This is a genomic window from Stenotrophomonas sp. SbOxS2 (assembly GCF_013416715.1).
GTDB lineage: Bacteria > Pseudomonadota > Gammaproteobacteria > Xanthomonadales > Xanthomonadaceae > Stenotrophomonas > Stenotrophomonas lactitubi.
In genome coordinates this window covers 18987-35643 of record NZ_JAAVXD010000004.1, presented here as the reverse complement: position 1 = coordinate 35643, position 16657 = coordinate 18987, and the positions used below count along the sequence as shown (strand labels likewise).

The 16657-nt window shown below is 67.1% G+C and carries 18 protein-coding genes; 16 read left to right on the top strand and 2 right to left on the bottom strand.

The features are described from left to right. Window positions 1–11: 11 nt before the first annotated feature. Window positions 12–875: a LysR family transcriptional regulator AmpR gene (gene ampR, locus HFK18_RS08185; protein ID WP_099818793.1), complete on the bottom strand. Its 864-nt coding sequence runs from the start codon at window positions 873–875 to the stop codon at window positions 12–14. A gap of 175 nt (window positions 876–1050) precedes the next feature. Here ampR and blaL2 point away from each other — a divergent pair, with 175 nt between their 5' ends. From blaL2 to HFK18_RS08170, 3 genes are all read left to right on the top strand, one after another. After that, window positions 1051–1962 carry a L2 family extended-spectrum class A beta-lactamase gene (blaL2, locus tag HFK18_RS08180; protein ID WP_180165690.1) on the top strand — a complete coding sequence of 304 codons (912 nt, stop codon included), beginning with the start codon at window positions 1051–1053 and terminating at the stop codon, window positions 1960–1962. Between the two features lie 117 nt (window positions 1963–2079). Further along, window positions 2080–3294 (top strand): cation:proton antiporter, encoded by a 1215-nt coding sequence (locus HFK18_RS08175; RefSeq protein WP_100553355.1) that lies wholly within the window; start codon window positions 2080–2082, stop codon window positions 3292–3294. A 56-nt stretch (window positions 3295–3350) separates the two neighbouring features. After that, the gene (locus tag HFK18_RS08170) at window positions 3351–3992 is read left to right on the top strand and encodes a hypothetical protein (RefSeq protein ID WP_180165688.1); all 642 of its coding nucleotides are present in this window, start codon (window positions 3351–3353) and stop codon (window positions 3990–3992) included. A gap of 112 nt (window positions 3993–4104) precedes the next feature. Here the strand turns inward: HFK18_RS08170 and HFK18_RS08165 are convergent, their stop codons facing one another. Further along, the gene (locus HFK18_RS08165) at window positions 4105–4857 is read right to left on the bottom strand and encodes a DUF3011 domain-containing protein (protein WP_180165686.1); all 753 of its coding nucleotides are present in this window, start codon (window positions 4855–4857) and stop codon (window positions 4105–4107) included. A gap of 160 nt (window positions 4858–5017) precedes the next feature. On the opposite strand from HFK18_RS08165, the gene aspS reads away from it, so the two are divergent. From aspS to tolA, 13 genes are all read left to right on the top strand, one after another. Next, entirely contained in the window at window positions 5018–6769 is a 1752-nt protein-coding gene (gene aspS, locus HFK18_RS08160; protein WP_180165684.1) for an aspartate--tRNA ligase, read from the top strand. A 16-nt stretch (window positions 6770–6785) separates the two neighbouring features. Then, window positions 6786–7121: a DNA primase gene (locus HFK18_RS08155; protein WP_180165682.1), complete on the top strand. Its 336-nt coding sequence runs from the start codon at window positions 6786–6788 to the stop codon at window positions 7119–7121. A 32-nt stretch (window positions 7122–7153) separates the two neighbouring features. Then, on the top strand, window positions 7154–7675 hold the full coding sequence (locus HFK18_RS08150; protein WP_180165680.1) for a GNAT family N-acetyltransferase: 522 nt from the start codon (window positions 7154–7156) through the stop codon (window positions 7673–7675). A gap of 77 nt (window positions 7676–7752) precedes the next feature. Then, entirely contained in the window at window positions 7753–8385 is a 633-nt protein-coding gene (locus tag HFK18_RS08145; RefSeq protein WP_089236565.1) for an alpha/beta fold hydrolase, read from the top strand. 153 nt (window positions 8386–8538) lie between these two features. Beyond that, a complete protein-coding gene (locus HFK18_RS08140) occupies window positions 8539–9270 on the top strand; it encodes a YebC/PmpR family DNA-binding transcriptional regulator (RefSeq protein WP_180165678.1) in 732 nt (243 codons plus the stop codon). A gap of 129 nt (window positions 9271–9399) precedes the next feature. Next, a complete protein-coding gene (gene ruvC, locus HFK18_RS08135; protein WP_089236563.1) occupies window positions 9400–9921 on the top strand; it encodes a crossover junction endodeoxyribonuclease RuvC in 522 nt (173 codons plus the stop codon). Window positions 9922–9934: 13 nt separating this feature from the next. After that, window positions 9935–10528, top strand: coding sequence for a Holliday junction branch migration protein RuvA (ruvA, locus tag HFK18_RS08130; RefSeq protein WP_089236562.1), 594 nt, complete (start codon window positions 9935–9937; stop codon window positions 10526–10528). A gap of 49 nt (window positions 10529–10577) precedes the next feature. Further along, a complete protein-coding gene (locus HFK18_RS08125; protein ID WP_180165676.1) occupies window positions 10578–12497 on the top strand; it encodes a potassium transporter Kup in 1920 nt (639 codons plus the stop codon). 293 nt (window positions 12498–12790) lie between these two features. Beyond that, the gene (ruvB, locus tag HFK18_RS08120) at window positions 12791–13831 is read left to right on the top strand and encodes a Holliday junction branch migration DNA helicase RuvB (RefSeq protein ID WP_180165674.1); all 1041 of its coding nucleotides are present in this window, start codon (window positions 12791–12793) and stop codon (window positions 13829–13831) included. Continuing rightward, a complete protein-coding gene (ybgC, locus tag HFK18_RS08115; protein WP_180165672.1) occupies window positions 13821–14258 on the top strand; it encodes a tol-pal system-associated acyl-CoA thioesterase in 438 nt (145 codons plus the stop codon). The genes ruvB and ybgC overlap by 11 nt, the downstream gene beginning before the upstream one ends. 10 nt (window positions 14259–14268) lie before the next feature. Further along, entirely contained in the window at window positions 14269–15048 is a 780-nt protein-coding gene (gene tolQ, locus HFK18_RS08110) for a protein TolQ (protein WP_025874672.1), read from the top strand. 24 nt (window positions 15049–15072) lie between these two features. Beyond that, window positions 15073–15501 carry a protein TolR gene (gene tolR, locus HFK18_RS08105; protein ID WP_100553348.1) on the top strand — a complete coding sequence of 143 codons (429 nt, stop codon included), beginning with the start codon at window positions 15073–15075 and terminating at the stop codon, window positions 15499–15501. Further along, window positions 15491–16546 (top strand): cell envelope integrity protein TolA, encoded by a 1056-nt coding sequence (gene tolA, locus HFK18_RS08100; protein ID WP_180165670.1) that lies wholly within the window; start codon window positions 15491–15493, stop codon window positions 16544–16546. The genes tolR and tolA overlap by 11 nt, the downstream gene beginning before the upstream one ends. Window positions 16547–16657 lie beyond the last annotated feature (111 nt).

Below are 16657 nucleotides of genomic sequence, written 5' to 3'. Positions count from 1 at the left end.
GCGCGCGTGTTTCATCCCTGCGCCTGCAGCCATTCGCGGAACCGCTTGGCCGGTTCCCGCTCTGCGCGTGAGCGCAGCCGGGTCAGCCAGTAGCGGCCCAGTTCCAGCGTGGTAGCAAACGGTTGCAGCAGCCGGCCCTCGGCCAGCTCCGCCTCGAACATGCGCAGCGGCAGCAAGGCCACGCCTGCGCCACCGGCCGCAGCCACAGCCAGCGTCAACGACGAATCGAACACCGGTCCGCGCGCTTCCACGCCGTTGGCCCCGGCCATCTGCAGCCACCGTGGCCACTCGTCGCTGCGGTACGAACGCAGCAGCGGCAAGGTCGCCAGGTCGCGCGGATGCTTCAGCCGCCGTGCCAGTGCCGGTGCACACAACGGTGCGAACGGCGCGTCCAGGATCGCCGTGCAGGTCTGCCCCTGCCAGTCGCCATCACCGAAACGGATCGCCAGGTCCAGGCCTTCACCGGCCAGGTCGATGCGGTTGTTGTGGGTCTGCAGCCGCAGCTCGATATCCGGGTGCGCGGCGTCGAACGCAGCCAAGCGCGGTAGCAGCCAGCCAGTGGCGAAGGTGCCGACCACGCCGATCGTCAGCACTTCCCGTGCCGGGCCGCCGGTGTAGCGGGCGATGCTGGCTGAAATGCGTTCGAAGGATTCATTCAGCACCGGGTACAGCGCTGCTCCTTCCTCGGTCAGTGCCACGCCACGGGGCAGGCGATGGAACAGGCGGACGCCCAGACGGTCTTCCAGCCCGCGTATCTGGTGGCTCAGCGCTGCCTGGCTGACACAGAGTTCCAGAGCAGCCCGGGTGAAGTTCTGGTGCCGGGCAGCGGCTTCGAAGGCGCGCAGCGCATTCAGCGGCAGAGTGGGGTGAAGCATGCGCGAGCCGTGAGCCGGAATGATGGCTGATCGTATCTGGTTGGCGGGTGGCTTTGAAATAGCCGCAAGATGTCTGCGTCATGCATGAATAAACCTAATGCCTCCTCCTGAAAATCCGCGCTGGTAGCCAGCGTTGATGGCCTCCGATAATCGGAATTCGCCCAGGAGAACCCGAATGCTCGCTCGTCGCCGATTCCTGCAGTTCAGTGGCGCTGCCGCCGCTTCCGCGCTCGCCGCACCGCTGCTCGCCCGTGCCGCCACAACAACCATGGCCGCCGCGCCAACCCCTGCCGCCATCGCCTCCGCCAGCGATTTCGCCGCGCTGGAAAAGGCGTGCAGCGGTCGACTCGGCGTGACCCTGCTCGACACCGGCAGGGGGCGTCGCCTCGGCCATCGCCAGGACGAGCGCTTCCCGCTCTGCAGCACCTTCAAGAGCGTGCTGACTGCCACGGTGCTCAAGCAGGCCGAGCGCGATCCGGCCCTGCTGGACCAGCGCCTGCCGGTGCGGGTGCAGGACATCCTCGAGCACGCGCCGGTCACCCGCCGTCACGTCGGCAAGGACCTGACCGTGCGTGACCTGTGCAGGGCTACGTTGATCACCAGCGACAACACCGCCGCCAATCTGTTGTTCGCGGCGATCGGTGGGCCGCCGGCAGTGACCGCGTTCCTGCGCGCCAGCGGCGATACGATCACCCGCAGCGATCGCCTGGAGCCGGAACTGAACAGCTTCGCCATCGACGATCCGCGCGACACCACCACCCCGGCAGCCATTGCTGCGACGCTGCAGCGGCTGGTGCTGGGCGATGCACTCAAGCCGGCCTCACGCCAGCAGCTGGCCGACTGGCTGATCGACAACGAAACCGGTGATGCCTGCCTTCGTGCAGGCCTGGGCAAACGCTGGCGGGTCGGCGACAAGACCGGCAGCAATGGTGAAGACGCCCGCAACGACATCGCCGTGTTGTGGCCGATGCAGGGCGGCTCGCCGTGGATCCTGACCGCCTATCTACAGGCGGGCGCGATCAGCTTCGAACAGCGCGCGGCGGTGCTTGCGCAGGTCGGTCGCATCGCCGATGGGCTGATCGGCTGAGCGCAGCAGCTGTGCATGGATGTGGCAGGGCAGGGGCTGATTTTCAGCAATGTTCTACTTGTCCCGCCGCGCGCAGGCGTGCATCCTGCGCGCGTTCGATCCACATGGAAGTCGCCGATGAGTCATGAACTGGTCTACCTGCTGCTGATCTTCGCGCTGCTGGTGATCCCGCGCGCGCTGCAGCGGTTCAGCCTGCCCGCGCCCCTGACCTGCCTGCTGTTCGGCATCATCGGCATGCTCTGGCTGGGCGACCAGGCGCACGACGCGGTCATCGGGCTGCTGGCCACGCTGGGCATCTCTTCGCTGTTCCTGTTCGCCGGCCTGGAAGTGGACCTGCAGGCCCTGCGGCGCGGCATGTGGCCGCTGCTGGCGCATCTGCTCATCCGCAGTGCGACCCTGTTCGGCGTCGGTTGGCTGGCCTGGCGTTACGCCGGTCTGCCATGGCAGGCGGCAGGGCTGCTCGCGCTGGCGCTGCTGACCCCGTCCACCGGCTTCATCATGGATTCGCTGTCGCGGCTGGGGCTGAGCGAGGACGAACGGTTCTGGGTCACCAGCAAGGCCATTGCCGGTGAACTGCTGGCCCTGGCGGCGTTGTTCATCGTGCTGCAGGCGGGGGATCCGGCGCACATGGCGCTGTCCAGCACGGCGCTGCTGGCGATGATGGTCGGCCTGCCGCTGGTGTTCATCGCGCTCGGTCGCTGGGTCGCACCGCACGCGCCGGGCTCGGAATTCTCGCTGCTGGTGATGGTCGGCATGGTGGCGGCGTACATCACCTACCTGCTGGGCGTGTACTACCTGGTCGGCGCCTTCATCGCCGGCCTGGTCGCGCGCCTGCTGCACCAGCGCATGCCGCTGCTGGCCTCGCACGAAAACCTGCATGCGCTGCGTCTGTTCGCCTCGTTCTTCGTACCGTTCTATTTCTTCAACGCCGGCACCAAGGTGCCCAGCGAAGCGCTGAGCTGGGAAGCGCTGGGGCTGGGCATCGTCATCACCCTGGTGGTGCTGCCGCTGCGCATCGCGGTGGTCTGGCTGCAGCGCCGCGTGATGTTCGGCGAGAGCTTCCGCAGCAGCCTGCGTGTGTCGCTGGCGCTGGCACCGACGTTGATCTTCACTCTGGTGCTGGCCGCGATCATGCGCGATCGCTTCCAGATTCCGGCGGTGCTGTTCGGCGCGTTGCTGCTGTACGCCGCATTGACCACGCTGTTGCCCTCGCTGGTGTTCCGCACGCCGTTCGATGTCGACCCGGTCGAGCAGGAGCCGGCAGGGCAGGGCGAAGATGCGCCGGTGGCGGCGACGGAAGTGGTTGCGGCCGCCCCTGCAGCCGAGCGCTGAGGCAGATCCAGGGAGTGCGGTTTGCGCGCATCGGCCATGGCCGTTAGGGTTGGGGCATGAAACCGATCGCCGCTGTTGCTTCCGCCATCGCCCTGCTCGGCCTCGCCGCCTGCTCGCAGCCATCGCATACGGTCAACCACGATCTGGCGACCGCACCAGCCGACGCCTTCATGGCCGCCATCGCAGCCCATTGCGGCCAGGCCTACGAGGGCAAGGTGGTGGAAGACACGCCGGCGCCCACCGGCAACGATCCCTTTGCCGGGCAGAAACTGGTGATGCATGTGCGTGGCTGTGCCGACCCGGGGCATGAGCTGCGCATCCCGTTCCACGTCGGCGATGACCATTCGCGCACCTGGGTGTTGACCCGCACCGAGCACGGCGTGCGCCTGAAGCACGACCACCGCCACGCTGATGGCAGCCCCGATGCGATCACCCTGTACGGGGGCGACAGCAAGCCGCCGGGCACCGCCGAACGCCAGCAGTTCCCCGCCGATGGCGAATCGGTGGCGATGTTCCGTCGTGCCGACATGCTGGCTTCAACCCACAACACCTGGGCGATGGAGATCGAGCCGGACCAGCGCTTCGTCTATGAGCTGACCCGTCCGGAGGGCCGTCGATTCCGGGTCCAGTTCGACCTCAGCAAGCCGGTCGCACTGCCGCCGGCGCCCTGGGGTGATGCAGCGGCGCCGGCACCCTGATCGGCGCCCTGGCATGCTGCCGCGGACAGCCCGGTAGCGCCGGGCCATGCCCGGTGGCTTTCAAGCGGAGATCCTGCCGCTGCGCTCGCCGGGCATGGCCCGGCGCTACCCCTCAACGCGTGCCGAAGCGCGCCCGGCAGCCGTTGCTGACCCACACGTTGCCGCGCGAGTAACCCCAGGTCCGGCCTTCCTGGCAGGCACTGCCGGACAGCTGCTGCTGCAGCACCGGCCGGCCCTGGCGTTCATCCCAGTTGCAGCTCTGCTGGCGGTTGTTGTTGCTGCTGCAGGTCACGGTGTAGTTGCTGTTGCCGCCCCCCCAGCCGCCGCCATTGCCCCCACCATTGCCGCCGCCCCAGCCTCCGCGGGCTTCGGCGAACTCGGCGCGGCAGCCGCGGTTGACCCAGATGGCGCCGTTGCGCACGCCCCAGTTCTGGCCCTCCACGCATTGGGTGCCGGATATCTGCCGGACCACGCGCGCGTTGCGCCAACCGACCGGGCAGCTGCGTTCGCGGTTGTCCTGGCTTTCGCAGCGCACGGTGCCGCCGTTGCCGTTGCCGCCCCCCCAACCGCCGCCGTTGCCGCCACCCCAGCCACCACGGCCCTGGGTGAATTCGGCGCGGCAGCCGTTGTTGACCCAGATGCTGCCATTGCGGGTGCCCCAGGTGCGGCCCTCCACGCAGGCCGAGCCGGACAGTTGGCGGACCAGCTGCGCGTCGCGCCAGCCGGTGTTGCAGACACGTTCGCGGTTGTTCTGGCTCTCGCAGCGAACCACCCCGTCCTGCGCGGCGGCAGGGGCGGAGGGCAGGGCGAGCGCGGTAAAGGTACCGAGGATCACGGCCAGGCTGGCCAGGGACTGCGGTTTCATGGCGACATCCCCATACGGGAGTAGGTGCGCGACTATAAGGACGGGGGCGATCAAGCCCGCGTGACCGTCTGCATTTGCCCCGGCCGGGGCCTCGGCCGCAGAATAAGAGGCTTTCCGGCCCCCATCAGGCGCCGGCGTTCTCCAGCGGAGCTTTCCCCCCATGCGTACCCACTTCTGCGGCCTGGTCGATGAGACCCTGATTGGCCAGACTGTCACCCTCGCCGGCTGGACCGACGTGGCCCGTAACCAGGGCGGCGTCTGCTTCATCGATCTCCGCGATCATGAAGGCATCGTGCAGGTGACGGTGGAGCTCGACAACGCCGAAGTGTTCGCCGTGGCCGCCAGCCTGGGCTATGAAGACGTGCTGCAGGTGGAAGGCGTCGTGCGCGCCCGCCACGCGGTCAACGACAAGCTGCGCACCGGCAAGGTGGAAGTGATCGCCACTGCCATCACCGTGCTGAACAAGGCCGCGCCGCTGCCGTTCCACGCCCACGAGAACCCGGGCGAAGAAACCCGCCTGAAGTACCGCTACCTGGACCTGCGCCGTCCGGAAATGCAGCGCATGCAGCGCACCCGCATCAAGCTGGTGCAGGCCCTGCGCCGCCACCTGGACGAAAAGGGCTTCCAGGACATCGAAACCCCGATCCTGACCAAGGCCACCCCGGAAGGCGCACGCGACTTCCTGGTGCCGGCGCGCATGCACCCCGGCGAGTTCTACGCCCTGCCGCAGAGCCCGCAGCTGTTCAAGCAGATCCTGATGGTGGCCGGCTTCGACCGCTACTACCAGATCGCGCGCTGCTTCCGCGACGAGGCCCTGCGCGCCGACCGCCAGCTGGAATTCACCCAGCTGGACATGGAGTTCGCCTTCGTCCGCGAGCGCGACGTGCAGGATTTCGTCGAAGACATGATCCGCGGCATCTTCAAGGAAGTGGTCGACGTCGAACTGGAGGCCAGCTTCCCGCGCATGACCTGGGCCGAGGCGATGCGTCGCTACGGCTCGGACAAGCCGGACCTGCGCATCGCGCTGGAACTGGTGGACGTGGCCGAACTGGTCAAGACCAGCGAATTCCCGGTGTTCACCGCGGCTGCCAACGATGCCGATGGCCGCGTCGCCGCGCTGCGCATCCCGGGTGGTGCCAGCCTGTCGCGCAAGCAGATCGATGAGTACGCCGCGCACGCCGCCAAGTACGGCGCGAAGGGCCTGGCGTACATCAAGGTGGGCGAGAACGGTGAAGTCAGCTCGCCGATCCAGAAGTTCTTCAGCGAAGAAGGCTTCGCTGCGCTGGTGGCCCATGTCGGCGCCGGCAACGGCGACATCGTGTTCTTCGGTGCCGGCGGCTACAACAAGGTGTCCGACTTCATGGGCGCGCTGCGCCTGAAGGCCGGCAAGGACTTCAACCTGGTCGCCGACGGTTGGGCGCCGCTGTGGGTTACCGACTTCCCGATGTTCGAGTGGGACGAGGAAGCACAGCGCTACGTCGCCCTGCATCACCCCTTCACCGCGCCGGCCGTGGACGACATCGCCGATCTGCGCGCGCACGCCAAGACGGCCGTTTCGCGCGGCTACGACATGGTGCTCAACGGCAATGAAATCGGCGGCGGTTCGATCCGTATCCACCGCCCCGACATGCAGAGCGCGGTGTTCGAGCTGCTCGGCATCGGTGCCGAAGAGGCCCGTGCCAAGTTCGGCTTCCTGCTCGACGCGCTGAACTACGGCGCGCCGCCGCACGGTGGCATCGCCTTCGGTATCGACCGTATCGCCGCGCTGATGGCCGGCACCGAGTCGATCCGCGACGTCATCCCGTTCCCGAAGACCACCGGTGCACAGGATCTGATGACCGACGCGCCGTCGCCGATCGTCGACGAGCAGCTGGCCGAAGTGCACATCCAGGTTCGCCCCAAGAAAAACTGATCAGGAGATCCAGGCAATGACCGAGTTTGCGTTTTCGCTGGAGTGGGAAAAGCTGGGCAATGAAGGCTCCGAGGCCAACCTGGTCACCGAGCGTGCACGTGTCTTCGGTGGTTGGCTGGTCCGCGTCGGTACCAACCCGTCGGCCATGGCCCTGACCTTCGTCGCCGACGGCGAAGGTCGCTGGGACGGTGAAGACTTCGGCGTCGAGGATTACGAAGACGACGAAGAGGAAGAGTACGACGAGGACGAGGAAGGCGAAGAAGAGGAAGAAGGCGAGGAAGAAGAGGACGACGAGGAATACGAAGAAGAGGAAGAGGAAGAAGACGGCAAGGAACCGGCGGAGCGGGCTTGACCCGAACCGTTGTCCTGACGTCAACTCGACCCATGTATTCGATCCGCCGCGCCACTGTGGACGACGCGCCGACCCTGTCGGCGCTGGCCGCGCGCACGTTCACCGAAACCTTCGGCCATCTGTATCCGCCGCAGGACCTGCAGGACTTCATCGACGAGTCCTACACGGTCGAGCGCCAGCGCACGATCCTGGGCCACCCCGATTACGCGGTGTGGCTGCTGGAGCTGGATGGGGAGGCGGTCGGCCACGCCGCCGCCGGCCCCTGTGGGCTGCCGCATCCGGACGTGAAGCCCGGTGACGGCGAACTCAAGCGCCTGTACCTGGTCAAGACGCAGCAGAGTTGCGGCTGGGGCAGCCGCCTGCTGGAAACCGCGCTGACCTGGTTGGAACGCGACGGCCCGCGCACGCTGTGGCTGGGTGTGTGGTCGGAAAACTTCGGTGCCCAGCGTTTCTACGCCCGGTATGGTTTCGAAAAGGCCGGCGAGTACCTGTTCCCGGTGGGCGATACCAACGATCTTGAGTTCATCCTGCGCCGTCTGCCGCATCCGGCCTGAAGCCGTTCACCGCCGCTTGCCCCTGGCTTCTGTTCAATCACCGTAGTTCCGCCCCGCTGACCGCCAGGCTGTCGCACATGACTCCCCCCGTTCTGTTGTTGCATGGCATCTGGAATGCCCGTGCCTGGGTCGGGCCACTGGCCTGGCGCCTGCGCGCGCGCGGCTTCCAGGTCCATACCTTTGGCTACTCGTCCGTATTCGGCGGCCCCGATGTGGCCGTCCCGCAGTTGCTGGAGCGGCTGGCAGACGCCGGCCCGCTGTCGCTGGTCGGGCACAGCCTTGGCGGCCTGCTGGCGCTGGAAGCCCTGCGCCGGCAGCCGCAGCTGCCCGTGCAGCGCGTGGTCTGCCTGGGTTCGCCACTGCGTGGCAGTGGCACCGCACGCTCGTTGTCCGAACATGGTTGGGGCCTGGCCCTGGGCCGCAGCAGCGAACTGCTGCTGGACGGGCTGCCGGACTGGCAGGGCAAGGCTGCGGTCGGCCTGATCGCCGGCTCGGTGCCACATGGGCTGGGCAGCCTGCTCGGGGCGCTGGATGATGATTCCGACGGTACCGTGGCACTGGCCGAGACCCGCCTGCCGGGCCTGTCCGACCACTGCGTGGTGCGCACCAGCCACAGCGGCCTGGTGGTGTCGCCCGATGCCGCGCGACAGACCGCGCATTTCCTCCGCCATGGCCAGTTCGACCATGGCCGCGACGCCGCTGCGGCCTGAGCGACGTCACCCAGCGCCGCTGCACTCGCCGGGCATGGCCCGGCGCTACCGGGGCGCCGTGCCCTGCGGCATCTGTCCGCCCTCGACACGGTCGCCGGGCCCGATCAGGTAGAATCCGCGGCCTTATCCATCAACGCACGTACGGAAAGACCCATGGGTAGAGGCCCCTCCATCGAGAACCGCAAAAACGCGTCTGACGCGAAGCGCGGCAAGATTTTCACCAAGATCATCCGTGAGATCGGCGTCGCCGCGCGCGGCGGTGGAGGCGACCCCAACAACAACCCGCGCCTGCGTGTGGCCGTGGACAAAGCGTTGACCGCGAACATGTCCAAGGACGTGATCGAGCGCGCCATCAAGAAGGCCACCGGTGAACTGGAAGGCGTCGAGTACGAAGAGATCCGCTACGAGGGCTACGCGCCCGGTGGCGTGGCCGTCATCGTCGATTGCCTGACCGACAACCGCGTGCGCACCGTGGCCGATGTCCGCCATGCGTTCAGCAAGTGCGGCGGCAACATGGGCACCGAAGGCTCGGTCAGCTTCATGTTCAAGCGCGTGGGCGTGCTGCACTTCGCCGCTGGCGCCGATGAGGATGCCATCTCCGAAGCGGCCATCGAGGCCGGTGCGGATGACATCGTGGTCTACCCGGAGGATGGCGCGATCGACGTGCTCACCGCCGCGGACAGCTTCCACGCGGTCAAGGATGCGATGCAGGCGGCCGGCCGCACGCCGGACCATGCCGAGCTGACCTTCCGCGCCGACAACGACATCAAGGTCGAGGGCGACACCGTCCTGCAGGTCAAGAAGCTGCTGGACATGCTGGAAGACCTCGACGACGTGCAGGACGTTTACTCCAACGCCGATCTCGGCGCGGACGCCTACGCCTGAACGTACGCTCCACCGGTCGCCTTTGGCGGCCGGTGAGCGGACAATGCGGACCATGATGACCCCAGACGTTTCCAGCCATCACCGCCGCATGCGTCCTTCCCGGATCAGCGGCGCCAGTGTGCGTGCCGCATGACCCGTATTCTCGGCATTGACCCGGGTTCACAACGGACCGGGGTCGGCATCATCGACGTCGACGCCAGCGGCCGGGTCAGCCACGTGCATCACCAGCCGCTGGTGCTGCTCGGGGCCGACGACTTCCCGCAGCGCATGAAGCTGCTGGTGCTGGGCCTGGCCGAGCTGTGCCACGAGTACCAGCCGCAGGAAGTGGCCATCGAAAAGGTGTTCATGGCACGCAACCCCGACTCGGCGCTGAAGCTGGGCCAGGCCCGTGGCGCGGCGATTTCGGCGGTGGTGCTGCGCGACCTGCCCGTGCACGAATACGCTGCCAGCGAGATCAAGCTGGCGGTGGTCGGTCGTGGCGGCGCCGAAAAGCAACAGGTTCAACACATGGTCGGGCTCATGCTCAACCTGAAAACCAAGCTGCAGGCCGACGCGGCCGACGCGTTGGCCGTGGCCATCACGCATGCCCACGTAAGGGCAACGGCCAACCGCCTGGGGCTGACTGCCCGCCAGGCGTGGGGTCGCAAATGAGGAGCTGCACGCAATGATCGGTCGACTGCGCGGAATCGTCGCCTACAAGGCGCCGCCGTGGCTGGTGGTGGACGTCAACGGAGTGGGCTACGAGCTGGAGGCGCCGATGAGCACCTTCTACGACCTGCCCGAGCTCGGCCGTGAGGTCATCCTCTACACCCACTATTCGCAGAAGGAAGACAGCGTCTCGCTGTACGGCTTCCTGCGCGAAGGCGAGCGCCGCCTGTTCCGCGACGTGCAGCGGGTCAGCGGCATCGGCGCGAAGATCGCGCTGGCCGTGCTGTCCGGCGTCACCGTCGAAGAATTCGCACGCATGGTCCAGGCCGGTGACATCACCGCGCTGACCCGCATCCCGGGCATCGGCAAGAAGACCGCCGAGCGCATGGTGCTGGAGCTGCGTGACCGCGCGGCGCAGTTCGGCGCCGGTGGCGCACTGCCGACCGGCAGTGGCCCGGCCCCGGCCGATCCGCTGTCCGATGCCACCGTGGCGCTGCAGCAGCTGGGCTACAAGCCGACCGAGGCGGCGCGGATGGCGCGCGAAGCCTTCAACGAGGGCGACGAAGTGGCCATGGTCATCCGCAAGGCCCTGCAATCGGCGCTGCGCTGAGCCGCTCCGTTTCCTTTCCCATTACACCCTGAGCTTCGCCAGGAGCCCCATGTCCAGCAGTCAAACCCCGCACACCGCCGCCCATGGCGGCCATGGTCACGCTCCCCCCGCCGGGGGGCTGGCGCTGATCATCGGTGCGATCGGCGTGGTCTTCGGCGATATCGGCACCAGCCCGCTGTACACCCTGAAGGAGGCGTTCTCGCCGCACTACGGGCTCAGCAGCGACCATGACACCGTGCTGGGCGTGCTGTCGCTGGCGTTCTGGGCGCTGAACATCGTGGTCACCCTGAAGTACGTGACCATCATCATGCGCGCCGACAATGACGGTGAGGGCGGCATCATGGCGCTGATGGCGCTGACCCAGCGCACGCTGCGCAACGGGTCACGCTCGGCGTACGTGGTCGGCATCCTCGGCATCTTCGGCGCCTCGCTGTTCTTCGGTGACGGCGTGATCACGCCAGCGATATCGGTGCTGGGCGCTGTCGAAGGCCTTGAGGTGGCGGCCCCCGGGCTGCATGCCTTCATCGTGCCGATCACCGTGGTGGTGCTGCTGGCGGTGTTCGCGGTGCAGCGCTTTGGCACCGAGAAGATCGGCAAGCTGTTCGGTCCCATCACCTCGATCTGGTTCATCTCGCTGGCGGCGATCGGCATCTACAACATCGTCGATGCGCCGGAAGTGCTGAAAGCGTTCAACCCGTGGTGGGCGATCCGCTTCTTCATGGAACACGGCTGGCACAGCATCTTCATCCTCGGCGCGGTGGTGCTGGCGGTGACCGGTGGCGAGGCGCTGTATGCCGACATGGGCCACTTCGGTGCCAAGCCGATCCGCCACGCCTGGTACTTCTTCGTGCTGCCGTGCCTGGTGCTGAACTACCTGGGGCAGGGCGCGCTGGTGCTCAACCACCCCGAGGCGGTGAAGAACCCGTTCTTCGAGGCGGTACCGTCGTGGGCGCTGTACCCGATGATCGTGCTGGCCACGATGGCCGCAGTGATCGCCTCGCAGTCGGTCATCACCGGTGCGTTCTCGGTCTCGCGCCAGGCCATGCAGCTGGGTTACATCCCGCGCATGCGCATCAAGCACACCTCGCACGACACCATCGGCCAGATCTACATCCCCGGCATCAACTGGGGCATCGCGGTGATGGTGATCGGCCTGGTGCTGGCCTTCCGCAGCTCGTCCAACCTGGCCGTGGCCTACGGCATCTCGGTGTCGGCCACCATGCTGATCGATACCCTGCTGCTGGCCCTGGTCGCCCGTTCGCTGTGGCCCAAGGCGCGCAACTGGATCCTGCCGCTGTGCGTGGTGTTCTTCGTCATCGATCTGGGCTTTGTCATCGCCAATGGCGCCAAGCTGCTGCAGGGCGCCTGGTTCCCGGTGGTGCTGGGCATCTTCCTGTTCACCATGATGCGCACCTGGCGCCGTGGCCGCGAACTGCTGCGCGACGAGATCCGCAAGGACGGCATCCGCATCGACACCTTCCTGCCGGGCCTGATGCTGGCGCCGCCGGTACGCGTACCGGGCACTGCGGTGTTCCTCACCGCCGACCCGACCGTGGCCCCGCATGCGCTGATGCACAACCTCAAGCACAACAAGGTGCTGCACGAGCGCAACGTGTTCCTGCACGTGGTGACCCTGCCGGTGCCGTACGCGGCGGAGGGGCAGCGCCTCAAGATCGAATCGGTGGGCGATGAGTTCTACCGCGTCTACGTGCGTTTCGGCTTCATGGAGACCCCCGACGTCCCGCTGGCGCTGATGCGCTCGTGCGACCACGGCGGCATCTACTTCGACCCGATGGACACCACCTTCTTCGCCAGCCGCGAAACCATCGTCGCCACCGCCAACCGTGGCATGCCGATCTGGCGCGACAAGCTGTTCGCGCTGATGCACAGGAACGCCGCCCCGGCGACGGGCTTCTTCCGCATTCCGGGCAACCGGTTGGTGGAGCTCGGAGCACAGGTGGAGATCTGACCGCACGGGGTCGGATCCCTTTTCCTCAGGAAAAGGGCTCTGACCCCATGTTCGTGCCCTCCGGCTCCATCCACGCATGGCGTGGATCCACCGTGTCGACCAAGGTCGACACCTACCAAGAGCAGACCATGCCATTCCGGCAGATTGCGCAGATCTGTCGAAGGCGGGCCCACCCCGCCATCCCTCGGGAAACCTGCTTCTGCTCTTGCTTCGGCTGTTGCCGTTGCTTTGGCCTCCGCGGGTGCCGGGCGCAGCCCGGCCGAATCCCCCCGTTTTTGCCGCATAATCAGCACATGACCGACGACCGCATCATCGCCGCCGGCGCCACCCGCGAGGATGACGCCGCCGACGCCAGCATCCGACCCAAGCGACTTGCCGACTACCTCGGCCAGGTGCCGGTGCGCGAGCAGATGGATATCTACATCCAGGCCGCCAAGGGTCGTGGCGATGCGCTGGACCACGTGCTGATCTTCGGCCCGCCCGGCCTGGGCAAGACCACCCTCAGCCATGTCATCGCCAACGAACTGGGCGTGGCCCTGCGCGTGACCTCCGGCCCGGTGATCGAAAAGGCCGGCGATCTGGCTGCGCTGCTGACCAACCTGCAGCCGCACGATGTGCTGTTCATCGACGAGATCCATCGCCTGTCGCCGGTGGTGGAAGAAGTGCTGTACCCGGCGATGGAAGATTTCCAGATCGACATCATGATCGGCGAGGGCCCAGCGGCGCGCTCGATCAAGATCGATCTGCCGCCGTTCACCCTGATCGGCGCCACCACCCGTGCCGGTCTGTTGACCGCGCCGCTGCGCGACCGCTTCGGCATCGTCCAGCGCCTGGAGTTCTACAGCGTCGAAGAACTGACCCGCATCGTGCGTCGCTCGGCCGCCATCCTGGCCATCGACTGCACCGCCGACGGGGCAGGGGAGATCGCGCGCCGCGCGCGTGGCACCCCGCGTATCGCCAACCGCCTGCTGCGCCGCGTGCGCGATTACGCCCAGGTCAAGGCCGGTGGCCACATCGACCAGACCGTGGCCCAGGCGGCGATGCAGATGCTCAAGGTCGACCCGGAAGGCTTCGACGAGCTTGACCGCCGGCTGCTGAAGACCATGGTCGACTACTTCGACGGTGGTCCGGTTGGCATCGAGTCGCTCGCCGCAGCGCTGTCCGAAGAGCGCGGCACGCTGGAAGACGTGGTCGAGCCGTACCTGATCCAGCAGGGCTACCTGGTGCGCACCGCGCGCGGCCGCATGGCCACCCACAAGGCCTACCGGCACATGGGCCTGAAGCCGAAAAACCCGCCGCAGGATCTGTTCGCCGAGGTCCCCGATGTCGGTTGAACCCCGATTCAGTTGGCCGACACGCATTTACTGGGAAGATACCGACGCTGGCGGAGTGGTTTACCACGCCCGCTACGTGGCCTTCATGGAACGGGCCCGGACCGAATGGATGCGTGCGCTGGGCTACGGCCAGGAGCGCATGCGGTCCGAGCACGGCATGGTCTTCGCGGTGCGCTCCATGCAGATGGACTTCATCAAGCCGGCACGGCTGGATGACCAGCTGCAGGTCAGCGCCAGCCTGGTCCAGCTGAAAAAGGCCAGCATGGTCTTCGACCAGCAGGTCCTGCGCGACGGCCAGCTGCTGCTGTCCGCGCAGGTCCGCATCGCCGCACTGGACGCGGCCAGTTTCCGCCCGCGTGGCATGGACGATCTGGTCCTTGCCGCGCTGCAACCCCACCTCCACCCCGAATCCGAACAGAACTCTTGAGGAACAACGGATGATCGCAACGCTCCTGGCCCTGCAGGCCACGGTCACCGAGGCTTTGCCGGCTGACGTCAGCAATGCCGCGACCCAGACCCTTGCCCAGGCCACCACCGGCGGCGGCATCAACTACCTCGAACTGATGGCCAAGGCCAGCCTGCCGGTGAAGATCATCGTGCTGGCGCTGCTGGTCGGCTCGTTCGTCAGCTGGGTGATCATTTTCCGCAAGGCCCGCATCTTCAAGCAGGCCACCCGCGAAGCCGACGAGTTCGAGAACCGCTTCTGGTCCGGTGCCGACCTGGGCAAGCTGTACAGCTCGGCCACCGACCGCAGCCGCAATGTCGGCGGCCTGGAAGCGATCTTCGAAGCCGGTTTCCGCGAGTACACCCGCCTGCGCGACAAGCGCCGGCTGGATGGCCGCGCGCAGCTGGAAGGTGCCCAGCGCGCGATGCGCACCACCTATACCCGTGAAGTCGACCAGCTCGAGCGCAACCTGGAACTGCTGGCCAACATCGGCTCGACCGCCCCGTACGTGGGCCTTGTCGGCACCGTGTTCGGCATCATGGTGACCATGCACGACATGATCAGCAGCGGTGCCCAGGCCGGTATCGCCGCCGTCGCCCCGGGCATCTCCGAAGCGCTGTTCGCCACCGCCATCGGCCTGTTCGTGGCGATTCCGGCAGTGTGGGCCTACAACCGCTTCACCACCCGCGTGGAGCGCATGTCGGTGCGTTTCGAGACCTTCGCCGACGAGTTCAGCTCGATCCTGCAGCGCCAGAGCGCTGGCGACGAGTAAGCGCCAGACCCGGGAGTCCAAGCCATGTCCGCTGCCATCGGTCGCCGCAAGCGCCGCAAGCTGAAATCGGAAATCAACGTCGTTCCCTATATCGACGTCATGCTGGTGCTGTTGATCATCTTCATGGTCACCGCGCCCATGCTCACCCTGACCTTCGACGTCGACCTGCCCAATTCCAACGCCAAGGCGCTGGAAAGCAAGCAGGATCCGTTGATCGTCTCGGTGCGTCAGGACGGCCAGCTCAGCCTCAAGCTGCCCGACGCCAAGGAACCCACCGCAGTCACCGCCGAGGAACTGCAGGGCCACCTGTCCGGCATCGCCGCGCAGGACAAGGACGTGCGCGTGATCGTCGCCGCCGACCGTGCCGTGGCCTATGAAAAGGTCATCGATGCGATGGATGTGATCAAGCGTGCCCACGTCGACAAGGTGAGCCTGGCCACCGATGCACGCTGACGCCCTGCCGCCGCCGCATACGGAGGAACCGGGCTGGGGCCTGCCCCTGGTGCTGGCCGTGCTGGTGCACCTGCTGGTGGCGCTGATCTTCATCGGCGCCTGGCTGTGGTCGCCCCAGCGCAATACCGATGCCGCCGCAGGCGATCCCTCGGTGGAGGCCAGCCTGGCGCTGTCCGCCTCCGAGGCGGCTGCCGCGCGCCAGGCCCTGCGCCAGTCGGAGAAGCTGGAAGACCTGCCGCCGCCGGTGGCCGAGCCGATCCCGGTGCCGGAAGACACCATCCCGCCGCCGCAGCCAATTGAAGAGCCGCGCCCGCAGGACGCGCCGACGCCGCAGCAGCAACAGGCGCAGGAGCGCGTGGCGCAGCCCGACACCAAGGACCAGGATGCGGTCAGCGCGTTGGCGATCTCGCAGGAAAAGGCCAAGCAGGAGCAGGAAGCCAAGCGCCGCCAGGAGCAGATCGACCTGACCGAGCGCAAGCGCCAGGAAGAGGCCGAGCAGAAGCTGCGCCTGGCCAAGCAGCAGGAAGCGGACGCCAAGAAGAAGCAGGCCGAGCAGGAGCGTCTGGCGGCCGACAAGGCCGAGGCCGAGAAGCAGAAGAAGATCGCCGACATCCGTGCCCGCCGCGAGCAGGCCGAGAAGGAAGCCAAGCTGGCCGAGCAGAAGCTGCGCCAGGTCGCTGCCGCGCGTAACGCTGCCGGCACTGCTGCTGCAGGCGCCAGCGGCGCCGCTCAGCCGGCTGCCGGTGGTGGTGGCAGCAGTGACGACCTGTCTGCCAAGTACGCTGCGGCCATCCAGGCCAAGGTGCTGGCGCAGTGGGTGCGTCCGGACAGTGTTCCGCTGGGCCAACGCTGCCAGATCACCATCAACCAGCTGCCGGGTGGGACGGTCCGCAGCGCTACGGTCAGCGCCGGCTGCCCGTTCGACGAGGCCGGCAAGCGCTCGATCGAAGCCGCCGTGCTCAACGCCCAGCCCTTGCCGTACCGAGGCTTCGAGCAGGTGTTCGCGCGCACGATCAACTTCACCTTCACCGCCCAGGATCGCTGAGGCGCAGGGGCAGGGCAGCCCTGTGGGGCTGTCCCGTCATCCGATGACGCCTCTGACTCTGGATCGTATGGTGCCGTCCAAGCCATGCTTTGGGCGAGTCATCCGCACGGA